Annotated in this window: 12 protein-coding genes; 5 read left to right on the top strand and 7 right to left on the bottom strand. The window is 74.1% G+C overall.

Annotated elements, in window-relative coordinates:
- Positions 1-295: 295 nt before the first annotated feature.
- On the top strand, positions 296-838 hold the full coding sequence (locus K7G60_RS05470) for a hypothetical protein (protein WP_225799641.1): 543 nt from the start codon (positions 296-298) through the stop codon (positions 836-838).
- 2 nt (positions 839-840) lie between these two features.
- Here K7G60_RS05470 and K7G60_RS05465 read toward each other — a convergent pair whose 3' ends face one another.
- The 3 genes from K7G60_RS05465 to K7G60_RS05455 all read right to left on the bottom strand — a co-directional run bounded on the left by K7G60_RS05465 (position 841) and on the right by K7G60_RS05455 (position 3848).
- Complete coding sequence (locus K7G60_RS05465; protein WP_225799640.1) at positions 841-1851, bottom strand: LLM class F420-dependent oxidoreductase; 1011 nt, start codon at positions 1849-1851, stop codon at positions 841-843.
- A gap of 115 nt (positions 1852-1966) precedes the next feature.
- Positions 1967-2815 (bottom strand): DUF5336 domain-containing protein, encoded by an 849-nt coding sequence (locus K7G60_RS05460; protein WP_225799786.1) that lies wholly within the window; start codon positions 2813-2815, stop codon positions 1967-1969.
- A 106-nt stretch (positions 2816-2921) separates the two neighbouring features.
- Positions 2922-3848 carry an N-acetylmuramoyl-L-alanine amidase gene (locus K7G60_RS05455; RefSeq protein ID WP_225799639.1) on the bottom strand — a complete coding sequence of 309 codons (927 nt, stop codon included), beginning with the start codon at positions 3846-3848 and terminating at the stop codon, positions 2922-2924.
- A 633-nt stretch (positions 3849-4481) separates the two neighbouring features.
- On the opposite strand from K7G60_RS05455, the gene K7G60_RS05450 reads away from it, so the two are divergent.
- Entirely contained in the window at positions 4482-6251 is a 1770-nt protein-coding gene (locus K7G60_RS05450) for a hypothetical protein (protein ID WP_225799638.1), read from the top strand.
- A 4-nt stretch (positions 6252-6255) separates the two neighbouring features.
- On the opposite strand, the gene K7G60_RS05445 is transcribed toward K7G60_RS05450, so the two are convergent.
- The 4 genes from K7G60_RS05445 to K7G60_RS05430 all read right to left on the bottom strand — a co-directional run bounded on the left by K7G60_RS05445 (position 6256) and on the right by K7G60_RS05430 (position 8975).
- Positions 6256-6894: a class I SAM-dependent methyltransferase gene (locus K7G60_RS05445; protein WP_225799637.1), complete on the bottom strand. Its 639-nt coding sequence runs from the start codon at positions 6892-6894 to the stop codon at positions 6256-6258.
- A gap of 218 nt (positions 6895-7112) precedes the next feature.
- Positions 7113-7517: a DUF4259 domain-containing protein gene (locus K7G60_RS05440; protein WP_225799785.1), complete on the bottom strand. Its 405-nt coding sequence runs from the start codon at positions 7515-7517 to the stop codon at positions 7113-7115.
- Positions 7518-7581: 64 nt separating this feature from the next.
- Complete coding sequence (locus K7G60_RS05435; protein WP_225799636.1) at positions 7582-8163, bottom strand: hypothetical protein; 582 nt, start codon at positions 8161-8163, stop codon at positions 7582-7584.
- 44 nt (positions 8164-8207) lie between these two features.
- Positions 8208-8975 carry a hypothetical protein gene (locus K7G60_RS05430; RefSeq protein ID WP_225799635.1) on the bottom strand — a complete coding sequence of 256 codons (768 nt, stop codon included), beginning with the start codon at positions 8973-8975 and terminating at the stop codon, positions 8208-8210.
- A 149-nt stretch (positions 8976-9124) separates the two neighbouring features.
- Between K7G60_RS05430 and K7G60_RS05425 the strand changes: the two genes are divergently transcribed.
- The 3 genes from K7G60_RS05425 to K7G60_RS05415 all read left to right on the top strand — a co-directional run.
- A complete protein-coding gene (locus K7G60_RS05425; RefSeq protein WP_225799784.1) occupies positions 9125-11287 on the top strand; it encodes an acyl-CoA dehydrogenase in 2163 nt (720 codons plus the stop codon).
- Between the two features lie 12 nt (positions 11288-11299).
- On the top strand, positions 11300-12520 hold the full coding sequence (locus tag K7G60_RS05420; protein WP_225799634.1) for a lipid-transfer protein: 1221 nt from the start codon (positions 11300-11302) through the stop codon (positions 12518-12520).
- A 62-nt stretch (positions 12521-12582) separates the two neighbouring features.
- Positions 12583-12985 (top strand): MFS transporter (locus K7G60_RS05415; protein WP_225799633.1); only part of this gene is annotated, 403 nt, incomplete at its 3' end.

The following is a 12985-nucleotide window of genomic DNA, read 5'->3' as shown; positions in this document are numbered from 1 at the left end:
TACCACTGGCACCTGCCGCCCCCCGTACACACGCGGCGTCTCACCATCGACTCCTCGAACCTCCCGTGCCCGGAGCCGTCCCGGGCCGGAGATCCACTGTCGGGAGGGCCCGGGGGACAGGGCCAGGGGTGACGGCGTCCCAGGGACGTGGAGGGATGTCCCTCGGCCCTGACCTGCGAAGACGCCGAGGGACAGGGATGGCGGGACCCGTACGGAACCCGTACGGAGCCGCACCGGTGGCGGGCGCGGGGGGCCCGGGTGAGGCTGGCACCACAGCCACCAGGGAGGTCCCGTCGTGCCCGGAAGTGTTTCGCGTGGAGTCGTGGCGCTGCTGCTGTCCTGCACCCTGCTCCTGACCACCGCCGCCTGCGGCGACGACACGCAGAGCGCGAGCGGTACCGCGACCCCGTCGGCCTCCGCGAGCTTCGAGCGGCAGAAGCTGGCGAAGACGCGGTTCGTGGCCAACGCCGGTCTGGCCGCGGGTGCCACGTACCAGTGGATCGTGAAGCCGTACCGCGAGGGGAAGTTCAAGAAGGGCGCGGACGGCCGGACCTTCGCCCTGGTGAAGGCGGGCCTCGCCGGCGCGTTCACGTACAACCGGCTCAAGGCGGCGGTGAACAACGCCAAGGGCGACCCGCTGCTCTCGAAGGCGGTCGCGCCGCTCTCCGCCGGGATCGACTCGCTCAAGGACCTGGGGACGAAGCTCCGCAAGGGCGAGGCGGGAGGCGCGGACGTCGGTGCCTTCGAGAACGTCATCAACAGCGTGAAGGACGCGGGCAGGAGCGCGGGCGCCGAGGTCGTGGAGAAGGTCCCCAGCGCCTCACAGCTGGGCGGCTGACGTCATGTGCTGAGCTCCGCCAGGAGGCGGAGGGTGGCGGGGTCCGGTGAGGTGACCAGCAGGTCCGTCACCGGGCCCCGCCGCCATTTCTCCAGGCGCCCGGCGATCCGCTTCCGGGGACCGACGAGCGAGATCTCGTCCGCGAAGGCGTCCGGCACGGCGAGCACGGCCTCCTCGCGCCGGCCCGCCGCGAACAGCTCCTGGATGCGGCGGGCCTCCTTCTCGTACCCCATGCGTCCCATCAGGTCGGCGTGGAAGTTGCGGGCCGCGTGCCCCATGCCGCCGATGTAGAAGCCGAGCATCGCCTTGACCGGGAGCAGCCCGGCCGTCACGTCCTCGCAGAGCCGCGCCCGGACCATCGGGGCGACGAGGAAGCCCTCGGGAAGCGTCTCCGGCAGGGCGTACACCTCGGCCCAGCGGTCGGGCGTCCAGTAGAGGGGCAGCCAGCCGTCGGCGATGGCGAGGGTCTGCGCGATGTTCCTGGGGCCCTCGGCGCCGAGCAGGACGGGGACGTCGGCGCGCAGCGGGTGGGTGATCGGTTTGAGGGCCTTGCCGAGGCCGGTGCCGTCCGGGCCGTCGTACGGGTGGGAGTGGTGGCGTCCGTCGAGCCGGACGGGGGCCTCGCGGCGCAGCACCTGGCGGACCACGTCCACGTACTCGCGGGTCGCGGTCAGCGGGGAGCGGGGGAAGGGGCGCCCGTACCAGCCCTCGACGACCTGCGGCCCGGACAGGCCGAGCCCGAGCAGCACGCGGCCGCCGGAGAGGTGGTCGAGCGTGAGCGCGTGCATCGCGGTGGTGGTGGGGGCGCGGGCGGCCATCTGCGCGACGGCGGTGCCCAGCCTGATGCGGCTGGTGTGGGCGGCGATCCAGGTCAGCGCGGTGAAGGCGTCGGAGCCCCAGGCCTCGGCGGTCCACACGGAGTCGTATCCGAGCCGCTCGGCCTCGCGGGCGAGGTCGAGGTGGCCGGGGGAGGGGCCGCGGCCCCAGTAGCCGAGGGCGAGTCCGAGTCGCATGCCCCACATCCTTTCTGACGCTCCGTCAGGTGTGTTGCGGGGACTGTACGGCAACGGCCCCCCGCCCGGAAGGGAGTCCGGGCGGGGGGCCGTGTGCGTGAGGCGTGCGGAGGCGTCAGCCGCGCTGGATGCCGGTGGTGTCCTGGAGGACACCGCGGCGGCCGTCCTGCGTCTGGGCCACCAGGCCCGGACCGCGCTGCTCGACCGCGAGGTACCAGGTGCCGGGGGCCAGCTCGGCGATCGGCGCCTGCGAGCCGTCCTCCGCGTACAGCGGACGCGCGACCGGGACCGCGAACCAGAACGGCGCGAAGTCCGAGGCCGGCTGCGCGGCCGGAGCGGCCGCCTGCGGCTCGGGCTGCTGCGCGGCCTGCGGCTGCGGGGCGACGGCCTGCGCGCCGAACGGCTGCCCCGCACCCTGCGAGGGGTCCTGCGGCCCGCCGTACTGCGGCTGCTGCGCACCCGGGTAGCCGTAGCCGCCGGGGACGCCCGGCTGACCCGGCTGGCCGTGCTGCATGCCGTACGGCGTGGGGGACTGCGGCGAGGGCGCGCCGACGAGCGGGGCCTTGAGGGCGGGGACCAGCGGACCGGCGACGGCGGCGCCGGCCAGGATCAGGGCGGCGATCAGGCCGAGGATCAGGCCGGCGCCGGCGTCGACCCCGCCGAGGTCGATGATCGTCCAGAAGAGCGACCAGGCGGTGAAGATCGTCGCGGCGACCCCGAACTGGCCGAGGTCGAGGCCGACGACCTTGCGGGGCTGGGGCAGCGCGCGGGTGAGGATGATCAGGGCCGCGCCGATGATGCCCACCATGTACACGCCGATGGCGTTCCCCAGGGATTCCCAGGCGCTCGGGGCGTCAGCCGCGAGGCCCTTGTAGGAGAAGAAGTCCAGGAACGAGGCGATGAACAGCAGCACCGCTGCACCGATCAGCACGCCGTCGCCTCGGGTGAGGGAGCGGATATTCACGTAAGAGTCCTTCGTCGGGTCGTCGGTCGTCGCGTCGGGGGTGGCGCTCAGGTTCATGACACGGGGGCGGCCCCATCGTACGGAGCGAATCTATCGCCCGCCGGTACTACCCCTGAAGGTAGGTGGCGATGCCGTCCGCCAGCCCCTGGGCCGCCTTCTGCCGCCACGTCGCCGACGTGAACAGCTGTGCGTCCTTCGGGTCACGCATATTGCCGCATTCGACGAAGACCTTGGGGACGGTCGAGAGGTTGAGGCCGCCGAGGTCGTCCCGTACGTCCAACCCCGTGCCGGAACCGATGTAGTTGGCGGGCGACGTGCCGGTGGCGCGTGCGAACCGGTCCACGATCCGCTCGCCGAGGGCGCGGGAGGGGGCGACGATCTTCGCGGTGTCGGCGGAGCCCGCCCGCACCTTCGCGGGAAGGATCACATGGAAGCCGCGGTGACCCGCGGCCGAACCGTCCGCGTGGACGGAGACGACGGCGTCGGCGCGGGCGGCGTTGCCGATCCTGGCCCGCTCGTCGATGCAGGGGCCCCAGGGGCGGTCGCCGTCGTGCGTGAGGACCACCTCGGCGCCGCGCGCGGTGAGGAGGTCCCGCAGCCGGTGGGAGACGTCGAGGGTGAAGGAGGCCTCCGTGTAGCCGGCGTCGGTGGAAGTGCCCGTGGTGTCGCACTCCTTGCGGGCCGTCCCGATGTCCACCTTCTGGTTGATTTCGGTGGAATGGCGGAAATTGCCGGAGTTGTGGCCGGGGTCGATGACGACGGTCCTCCCGGCGAGCGAGCGGCTCGCCTGGGAGGCGGGGAGCGGCGAGTGGGTGGGCCGGGGGGCGGAGGGGGAGGCGAAGGGCGGGCGGGACCGCGCCCCGCTCCCGCTCTGCGTCGCCTGGGTTCCCTGGGACTCCTGGGTTCCCTGGGCCTTCCCGTTCGGTGGCGAGGCCTGGGAGGCCGCGCACCCGGCGAGCGCGGCGCAGCAGCTTGCGGCGGCGAGGGCGAGGGCGAGGGCACGGCGGGCGGTGTTCCGGTGGTCGTACGGCACCCCGCGACTTTAGGCCCTGCGCGGGGCGAAATGCCGTAGGGGTGTGTAGCAGGTCGGTCACCGGCGTCACGGAACGGTGGACGCGTGTGAGCGAACCGTGAAGGGTAAGTGGGAAGAGGCGGCGGTGGGGTGTCACCGCGCATGGACCCACGAGGGGGGACCGTGGTGGGGGAAGAACCGAACGACGCACGTCCCGAACCGAACGACAGGCCTCCGGGCGGCGACTGGTTGACCAAGGGCAGCGGGGCGGCTTCCGGAGCGCGTTCCGACGGCCCTCCGGGAGCACGCTCCGACGCTCCTCCGGGGGCGCCTGCCGGAGCGGCTTCCGGCGCTCCTCCGGGAGTGCCTGCGGGAGCGGCTTCCGGTGCTTCTTCGGGAGCGCCCGCCGGAGTGCCCTCGGGTGCTTCTTCCGGGGGTTCTGCCGGAGTGCCTTCCGACGCTCCTCCGGACGCACCGCCCTGGGCCGCTCCGGCCCCGGCCGCCCCTGCGGCGCCGGCCCCGCCGGCCTCCGCCCCGGCCGCCCAGGCCCCGACGGCTCCCGCGCCTCCGGCGGCTCCGGGCGCTCCGGCTCCGGCGGCCCCCGGCGCTCCGGCCCCGGCGGCTCCCGAGGGTCCTGCGGCACACGGCGCCCCGGTGGGCGCCCCCGGTGCGGGGACGCCCACGCTCGCCTTCGGGCCGCCGCCCGGCGCCGCGCCCGAGCCCGCGCCGGTTCCGCCGGCCGCGGCCGCGACTCCGCCCGGTCCCGCGACTCCGCCCGGTCCCGCCACCCCGTCCGGCTGGGGAGGGGCCGGGGACGCGCCCCCGCCGCCCGGCGCCCCGCCCGGCTTCGGGCCGCCGCCGGGGTACGGGCCCCCCGGATACGGACCGCCCCCCGGGCACGGCTCCGGGCAGGACCCCGCGCAGCCGCCCGGCGACGCGAACCCGGCTCAGGCCGCCATGATCGGCCTGCTCAACCTCTCCTGCCTCGGCCTCGGCTACGTCCTGCTGCGGAACTGGATCGGCGCCGCGCTCTGCTGGCTCGCCACCGCCGCCCTGCTCGTGGCCGCGCTCCCCGCCGACGTCGACGGCGTGCCCGGCGGGCTCCTCGCCGGCTACGGCGTCTTCCTGCTCGCGGTCGCCGCCGACGGCGCCCGGCGCGGGCTGCGCGCCACGCTCCGGATCGGCACCTCCTTCCGGCGCCTGGCACTGCCGCTCGCCCTGGTGCTGCTCGCCGTGCCCGCCGGCGGTTCGCTCGCGTACGGCGCGGCCCGCGACGAGGCGAAGGAGCAGGCGCTGCTCGAACGGCTCGCGGCGGCCGACGCGCTGGTGAAGGAGGCCGACGGCCTCGCCTTCGACAAGGCCGAGCCGACCTTCCGCAAGGCGCTCGACACCTATCAGGACCTCGGCACGAAGCACGCGGGCTCGCGGGCCGGGAAGCTCGTCCCCGACCGCCTCGACGCGTACTACAGGACGGTCTCCGCCCCGTACGCGAAGAAGCGGTACTGCGAGGCCGTCCCGCCGCTCACGCACCTGCGGGAGCTCCCCTCCACCGTGGACAAGGAGCTGCTCGGCTCCCGGCCCGCCAAGACCGACGAGCCGCTGGCCGAGTCGCTCTACGAGTGCGGCACGGCGGCGCTGGGCGTGCGGACGGCGAACCCGCCGGCGAGCGAGAGCCTCAACGCGCTCCTCGACACCTTCCCGAAGTCCTCCCAGGCGACCCGCGTCGAACCGGCCGTCCGGGCGGCGATCAGGACCCGGACGACCGCCCTCGGCGGCGCCGAGCCCTGCGACGCCACCGACCAGCTGCGCGCGCTGGTCTCCTCCCTGGACAACATGCCGGACCCGTCCCTCGAAGGCGCGTCGAAGGAGGCGGCCGACGCGGTCCAGAAGGGCGACTTCGCCTGCGGGACCGACCACTTCGAGGACAAGGAGTTCGCCGAGGCGGCCACGGCCATGAAGGACTACGCCAAGGCGTACCCGAACAGCCCGAAGGCCGCCCACGCCCGCTCGATCGCCATCGCCGCCGAGATCGCCGAGGAGGAGCCGGAGGCGGGCAGGAGGCTGCCGTCGGCCGACGTCCCCGGCGGCGCCCGGATGGTCATGGTGGTGAGCAACGACGGCCCCGGCGAGGTCGAGCTGCTCTACACGGGCCCGATGACCGGCAAGGTCACCCTCAAGGCGTGCGGGACCTGCAAGAAGTACCAGACCCCGCTGCTGGTGAACTCCCCGAAGATCAAGGCCTGCTCGGGGCCGTCCTCGAAGTACCCGAAGGCGACCCTGCTGCTGCCCGCCGGCGACTACCACTTCCTCCAGAAGCGGGCGGCCACCGGCACCTCGACGGCGGGCGACACCAAGTCGAGCAGGACGAAGATCGAACCGGGCTACAGCTACACCAACTGCCTGTACGTGACCTCGCTCTTCTGAGCCGTCACGTGCGTCGGCGGCGCCGCAGCACCCGCAGCGAGCCGGTGACCGAGACCTCCTCGAAGTCACCCGACTCCAGGGCGCGGAGATAGATCCGGTACGGCGCCTGGCCGCCGTCCTCCGGATCCGGGAAGACGTCGTGGATGACGAGCAGGCCCCCGGGGGCGACCTTGGGGGCCCAGCCCTCGTAGTCGTTCGTGGCGTGCTCGTCGGTGTGCCCGCCGTCCACGAACACGAGCCCGAGCTGCCCGCCCCACACCTTCGCGACCTGCGGCGACCGCCCGACCACCGCGATCACGTGCTCCTCCAGGCCCGCCTTGCGCAGGGTCCGGCGGAAGGTCGGCAGGGTGTCCATGACCCCCACCTCCGGGTCGACCACGCTCGCGTCGTGGTACTCCCAGCCCGGCTGCTGCTCCTCGCTGCCCCGGTGGTGGTCCACGGTCACCGCGACCGTCCCCGCCCGCCGGGCCACGTCGGCGAGCAGGATCGTCGACCGCCCGCAGTACGTCCCGACCTCCAGGAGCGGCAGCCCGAGCCCGGCGGCCTCGGCGGCGGCCTCGTACAGCGCCAGGCCCTCCCCGACGGGCATGAAGCCCTTCGCGGCCTCGAAGGCGGCAAGGATCTCGGGCGAGGGCTCGGACATGGTGACTCCTACTGGCGGGTACGCGGGTACGGCGCCCATCGTGCCCTACGCGTCGCACCCGAACCACACCGTCCTCCCCCGGCAGCCCCGTCGCCCGCCGGCGGCCCCCGTCACCGCCCCCACCGAGGACTGCGTCCAGGGACGCAGGGCCGGGCGTTCGACCGCGTTCAGGGAGGGAGCGCTCCGTTACGCCCCCTGCCTCCGGGCCTGGTCCCGGGTCAGGCCCCCGCGAGGACCGCACGCAGTCTTTGTACGCCCGCCTTCCACTCCTCGCCGTCCGACTCCTCCCAGAGTTCGAGGAGTTCGGACGGCTCGGTGAGGACCCGGTCCAGGGCTTCGACCGCGGCCTGGCGCAGCTCCGCCGGGAGGTCCGGCAGGGGCTCCTTCGGGGCGTACGAGGTCGTCACCGGTTCGCCGCCCGGGCACTGTGCCGCGACCAGGGCCGCCGACGCGACGGCCTCCACCGCCAGGTCCGAGTCGAGGTACTCCTCGCCCGTCGCGGTCACCTCGCGGAAGGCCGCGAGCAGCACCTCGGCGCGCTTCTCCTGCGGGGCCTCGTCCACCCGGTACGAGAAGTCGGCTGCGGTGTCGTTGTCGAAGGGGCCGATGTCCCAGGTGCCCATGGCGCGTGCTCGCTCTCCGGAGTCGTTCAGCTCTCCGGTGATCGTGGCAGGCGCCACTGACAATTCAGTCGCCGATGCCGAGGTCGGTGCGCATGGCCCTCTTCATCGCCCCCAGGCAGGGCCAGACGTCCTGGTGCAGTTCGTCGTCCATGGCCGCCAGTTCGCCCGCGTACGTGACGGGTTCCCCGGCGTACTCCTTGAGCGCTCTGTAGGCGTCGTTGAGGCGTGTCTTCGCGGCGCTGGAGGCGCGCGCCACCGGGTCGGGGACGATCATCTGGGATTCCGCGTAGCTGTCCCGATAGGCCGCTCTGGCCGCCTCCAGCTTCTCCAGGGAGGTGACGGCGTCCTCGCCGCGTCGCAGCGCGTGGAGGTGGTTGGTCATCGCCGTCACGTACTGCCGCGAGGCGGTGTTCAGCGTGATGTAGCAGGCCCGCCGGCGCTCCAGGCTCTCACTCTGCCGCTGCCGTTCCAGCTCCGCCAGGCGCAGCGCCTCCGCGTGGTCGCGTTCCTCGCGCCGCTGCTCGGCGGCGGCCAGGAGCTCCATGCGCTTCGTCCGGTCCGCGCGGTTCTGCGTGAGCACCGCGGCTCCCAGCGTTCCCGCCACGCCGACCACCGCGATCAGCAATGCCGTCAGGCTTCCGCCCATGATGTCCCCCTGTGTGTCCGGCACAGTCTCCCAGCGCGGCCCGCTCAGTAGCGGTGGTTCGGCCAGTGAGGGTCCTCCCAGCGCGCGGGGCCTGTCAGCCCCACGAGGCGTATCCGGTGGAGCAACTCCTCGTGGCCGTCCCGGACCCGCAGCCGTGCGGGGACGTGCCGGACCAGCCAGGCGGCGAGCTCGGCACGCACGGCCTCCTCGTCGTCGAGCCACCACCCGTACCAGGGCAGCTGGTCGCCCAGCAGGTCGTACTCCCAGCGGTTGGCGACGTCGGCCAGGTGCCGGTCGGCGACGTCGTCGTCGAGCGTCTCCCAGACCGCGAGCCAGGGGCCGGGCGTGGCGGACGCCTCGGTGCACAGGGCGAGGAGCTCATGGACGGGGACGGCGGGCTCCGGTTCGGTGAGGCTGTGGGCCCACCAGGCGTGCAGGAACTCCTCCACCGCCGCGGCCTGGGGCGCGGGCCACTCCTGCCAGTGACTGCGGGCGAACGAGACTCCCACCTCGTCCATGCCGAACATGGGCTCCACCAGGCCGTCGACCAGCGCCCGGGCGAACTGCGGCAGGATGCGGCGCAGTACCGCGCCGTGATCGCTCCAGTCGGGGGCGGTCCAGGTGCGGTGCAGGAGATCGGGGTCGAGCTCGACGTCCGGGACCTTCAGTCGCGCGAGCTCTTCCTCGCTGCCCCAGTGGCAGTCGCACTGGACCTCGTCGTCGCGGGCGGCCATGCCGCGGAAGGTGACGGCCAGGTGATCCAGGGCGCGGTCGAGTCGGAGTCGTGCGGGGGAGTCGTCGACGTTCGTCATCGCAGGCACGGCCTCGCTGGGACTCCGGGCGGCTTCCGCCGGCCGAAGATCCCGACCTTAGCCGAGTGACAGCGGCACCGACACCGACTTCGTTCCTGACCTTCCGTCAGAATGGAACGTGTTCTAGTCTGCCGCGCATGGGCATCAGCATGGGCATCGCCATCACGCACGAACAGCGGGAGCTCGCCCGATCCGTCCGGGGCTGGCTCACCCGCGCCGTACCCCCCGAGGAGGTCCGCAAGCACCTGGACGTCCCCGACACCGCCACCGGACGGCCCTCGTACTGGGACGCCGCCGCCGAGCAGGGGCTCCTCGGGCCGCACCTCCCCGAGGAGTGCGGCGGCGGGGGCGGCGACCTCGGGGACCTCGCCGTCGTCGTGGAGGAGGCGGCGCGGGCCCTGCTGCCCGGCCCCCACCTGCCCTCCGCGCTCGCCGCCGAACTCCTCCACCGGTGCGGGCGGCACGAGGAGGCGGGCACGCTCGCGCGGGGGGAGCGGATCGGGGCCGTCGCCCTCGGCGGCACCGGCAGCCTCACGGCCGTCCGCACCGCGAGCGGGTACCTCCTCGACGGCACCGCACCCCCCGTCCTCGGCGGCGCCCAGGCCGATCTGGTGCTCCTCCGCGCCGCGACCGCCGACGGCTCCGTCTGGCTCGCCGCCGACACCGACGGCCTCGCCGTCCGGCCCCACGAGAGCGCCGACCCGACCCGCCCCACCGCCGAGGTCACCGCCCGCGCCGCCCACGTGCCCGCCGCGCGCGCCCTCGACCTCGACACCGACCTCGTCCAGGACCTCGCCGCCGTCCTCTTCGCCGCCGACGCCTGCGGCACCGCCGCCCGCGCCGTCGAGACCGCCGCCGAACACGCTCGCACCCGCGAGCAGTTCGGCCGGCCCATCGGACGGTTCCAGGGCGTCAAACACCTCTGCGCCGACATGCTCGTCCGGCTCGAACAGGCCCGCGCCCTCACCTGGGACGCCGCCCGCGCCGCCCACGACGAAGCCCGCTCCCTCACCGCCGCGCTCGCCGCCGCCACCGCCCTCGACGCCGCGTACAGCTGCGCCAAGGACTGCATCCAGATCCTCGGCGGCACCGGCTTCACCTGGGAGCACGACGCCCACCTGCTGCTGCGCCGCGCCCTCGTCGCCCGCCAGCTCCTCGGCACCGGCGACCAGCACCGGCTCGCCGCCCTCCGGCACGCCGCCGCCGGCGTCCGGCGCGGCCTCCGCCTCGACCTGCCGCCCGAGGCCGACGCGTACCGGCGCGCGGCCCGCGAGGCCGTCGCCCCCGCCGCCGGGCTCGACCCGGCCGCCGCCCGGCGCGCCCTCGCCCCCACCGGCTACGCGGCCCCGCACCTCCCGGAGCCGTACGGGCTCGGCGCGGGCCCCCTCCAGCAGCTCGCCGTGCAGCGGGAGCTGGACGAGGCCGGGATCACCGTCGCCGGCCTCGGCATCGCCACCTGGGTGGTGCCGTCCCTGCTCGCCCACGGCACCCCGGAGCAGCAGGCCGAACACCTCGGCCCCACCCTGCGCGGCGAACGCCTCTGGTGCCAGCTCTTCTCCGAGCCCGGCGCCGGCTCCGACCTCGCCTCCCTCCGCACCCGCGCCGAACGCACGGAGGACGGGCGCTGGCGGATCAACGGCCAGAAGGTGTGGACGAGCGCCGCCCAGTGGGCCCACCACGGCATCCTGCTCGCCCGCACCGACCCCGCCGCCCCCAAGCACCAGGGGCTCACCTACTTCCTCGTCGACATGCGGAACACCCCCGGCATCGACGTCCGGCCGCTCAAGGAGATCACCGGGGACTCCCTCTTCAACGAGGTCTGGTTCGACGACGCGATCCTCCCCGCCGACGCCGTCGTCGGCGCGGTGAACGACGGCTGGCGGGTCGCCCGCAACACCCTCGGCAACGAGCGCGTCCACATGGCCGACCAGGTCGCCTTCGACACCGGCCTCGAAGCGCTCGTCGACCGCGCCGGGACGGCCGACGGCTCCGTGCGCGCACGGGTCGGGGCCCTCCTCGCCGAGGCGCACGCGCTCGCGTGCATCGGCCTGCGCACCACCCTGCTCCAGGTGTCCGGACTCGAACCCGGCGCGGGCGCCAGCGTCCGCAAACTCGTCCAGACCCTCCACCAGCAGAAACTCGCCGAACTCACCCTCGAACTCCTCGGCCCCGAGGGCGCCGTGCGCGAGGGCCCCGGCGAGCGGGCCGTCCACGGACTGCTCATGTCCCGCTGTCTCACCATCGCGGGCGGCACCACCCAGGTACAGCTCAACGTCGTCGCCGAGCGCCTGCTCGGCCTGCCGAGGGACTGAGGGGGAAGCACGATGACCACCAAGGCGTACGTCGTCGGCGTCGGAATGACGAAGTTCGAGAAGCCGGAGAGCCGGGACTGGCAGTACTGGGACATGGCCCGGGAGGCGGGCACCGCCGCCCTCGCCGACGCGGGCGTCCCCTACGCGCGCGTGGAACAGGCCGCCGTCGGCTACTGCTTCCAGCCCTCCACCGCCGGCCAGCGCGCCGTCTACGAACTCGGCCTCACCGGCATCCCCGTCTACAACCTCAACAACAACTGCGCCACCGGCTCCACCGCCCTCATGACCGCCCGGCAGTTCGTCGAGGGCGGCGTCGCCGACTGCGTCCTCGCCCTCGGCTTCGAGAAGATGAGCCGGGGATCCCTCGGCGGCGGACCGGGGGCCGGGGCCCGCGGCGGAGCCGCTGATGTCGGGGGCGCCACGTCCCCCGTGGCCCGGCACTACGGCGTCATGGCCGCCGCCCACGGCTTCGAGGCGTCCCCGCCCACCGCCCAGATCTTCGGCAACGCCGCCCGGGAGCACATGGAGCGGTACGGGACGACCGAGGTGCAGCTCGCGGCCGTCGGTGCCAAGAACCACCGGCACTCGGCGAACAACCCGAACGCCCAGTTCCAGGACGTTCACACCGTCGACGAGATCCTCGCCGCGGGGACCGTCCACCGGCCGCTCACCAAGCTCCAGTGCTCGCCCACCTCCGACGGCGCGGCCGCCGCCGTCGTCGTCTCCGAACGCTTCGTCGACGAACACGGGCTGCGGGGGAGGGCCGTGGAGATCGCCGGCCAGGCGATGACCACCGACACCGAGGAGTCCTTCGCCTCCGGCTCCTGCATCGACGCCGTCGGCCGCCCCATGTCCCGGGCCGCCGCCCGCCTCGCGTACGAGCGCTCGGGCCTCGGCATCGAGGACGTGGACGTCGTCGAACTCCACGACTGCTTCTCCGTCAACGAGCTGCTGACGTACGAGGCGCTCGGCATGTGCGAGGAGGGCGCCTCCGGCAAACTCGTCGAGTCCGGCGCCACCACGTACGGCGGGCGCTGGGTCGTGAACCCCTCCGGCGGCCTCATCTCCAAGGGCCACCCGCTCGGCGCCACCGGCCTCGCCCAGGCCGCCGAACTGGTCTGGCAGCTGCGCGGAGAGGCGGGCGCCCGGCAGGTGACGGGGGCCCGGGTCGGCCTCGCCCACAACATCGGTCTGGGCGGGGCGGCGGTGGTGACGCTGCTGCGGAAGGCGTAGGTCCGAGGGCTCGGGCGCGACCTGCGAGGGACGTATGTACGGGGCACAAGCGGTCTGCGACCATGACATCCATGCCGCAGACCGACTCCGCCACCACACCCGCGTCCTCCTCCGCCGCCCCTCTCGCCCCCCGTGCCTGGACGGTCGTCCTGGCCGCCTGCGCGGGGCAGTTCCTCGTCGTCCTCGACGTCTCCGTCGTGAACGTGGCGCTGCCGTCGATGCGGTCCGACCTCGGGCTCTCGGCGGCAGGACTCCAGTGGGTGATCAGCGCGTACGCGATCGCCTTCGCCGGGTTCATGCTGCTCGGCGGGCGGGCCGCCGACCTCTACGGGCGCAAGGCGATGTTCCTGCTCGGGCTCGGGCTCTTCACCGCCGCCTCGGTCGCCGGCGGCCTCGCCCAGGAGGGCTGGCAGCTCGTCTCGGGCCGCGCCGCCCAGGGCCTCCGCGCGGCCCTCCTCTCCCCCG

The sequence above is a fragment of the Streptomyces sp. NK15101 genome, assembly GCF_020400725.1.
GTDB lineage: Bacteria > Actinomycetota > Actinomycetes > Streptomycetales > Streptomycetaceae > Streptomyces.
This window is presented reverse-complemented; position numbering and strand designations above follow the sequence as displayed.

Bases quoted from the DNA above. Each gene is read 5' to 3' on its own strand.
- K7G60_RS05440 (WP_225799785.1), bottom strand. From the start codon at position 7,517: ATGGGCACCTGGGACATCGGCCCCTTCGACAACGACACCGCAGCCGAC.
- K7G60_RS05425 (WP_225799784.1), top strand. From the start codon at position 9,125: ATGGGCATCGCCATCACGCACGAACAGCGGGAGCTCGCCCGATCCGTC.
- K7G60_RS05430 (WP_225799635.1), bottom strand. From the start codon at position 8,975: ATGACGAACGTCGACGACTCCCCCGCACGACTCCGACTCGACCGCGCC.
- K7G60_RS05420 (WP_225799634.1), top strand. From the start codon at position 11,300: ATGACCACCAAGGCGTACGTCGTCGGCGTCGGAATGACGAAGTTCGAG.
- K7G60_RS05445 (WP_225799637.1), bottom strand. From the start codon at position 6,894: ATGTCCGAGCCCTCGCCCGAGATCCTTGCCGCCTTCGAGGCCGCGAAG.
- K7G60_RS05465 (WP_225799640.1), bottom strand. From the start codon at position 1,851: ATGCGACTCGGACTCGCCCTCGGCTACTGGGGCCGCGGCCCCTCCCCC.
- K7G60_RS05435 (WP_225799636.1), bottom strand. From the start codon at position 8,163: ATGGGCGGAAGCCTGACGGCATTGCTGATCGCGGTGGTCGGCGTGGCG.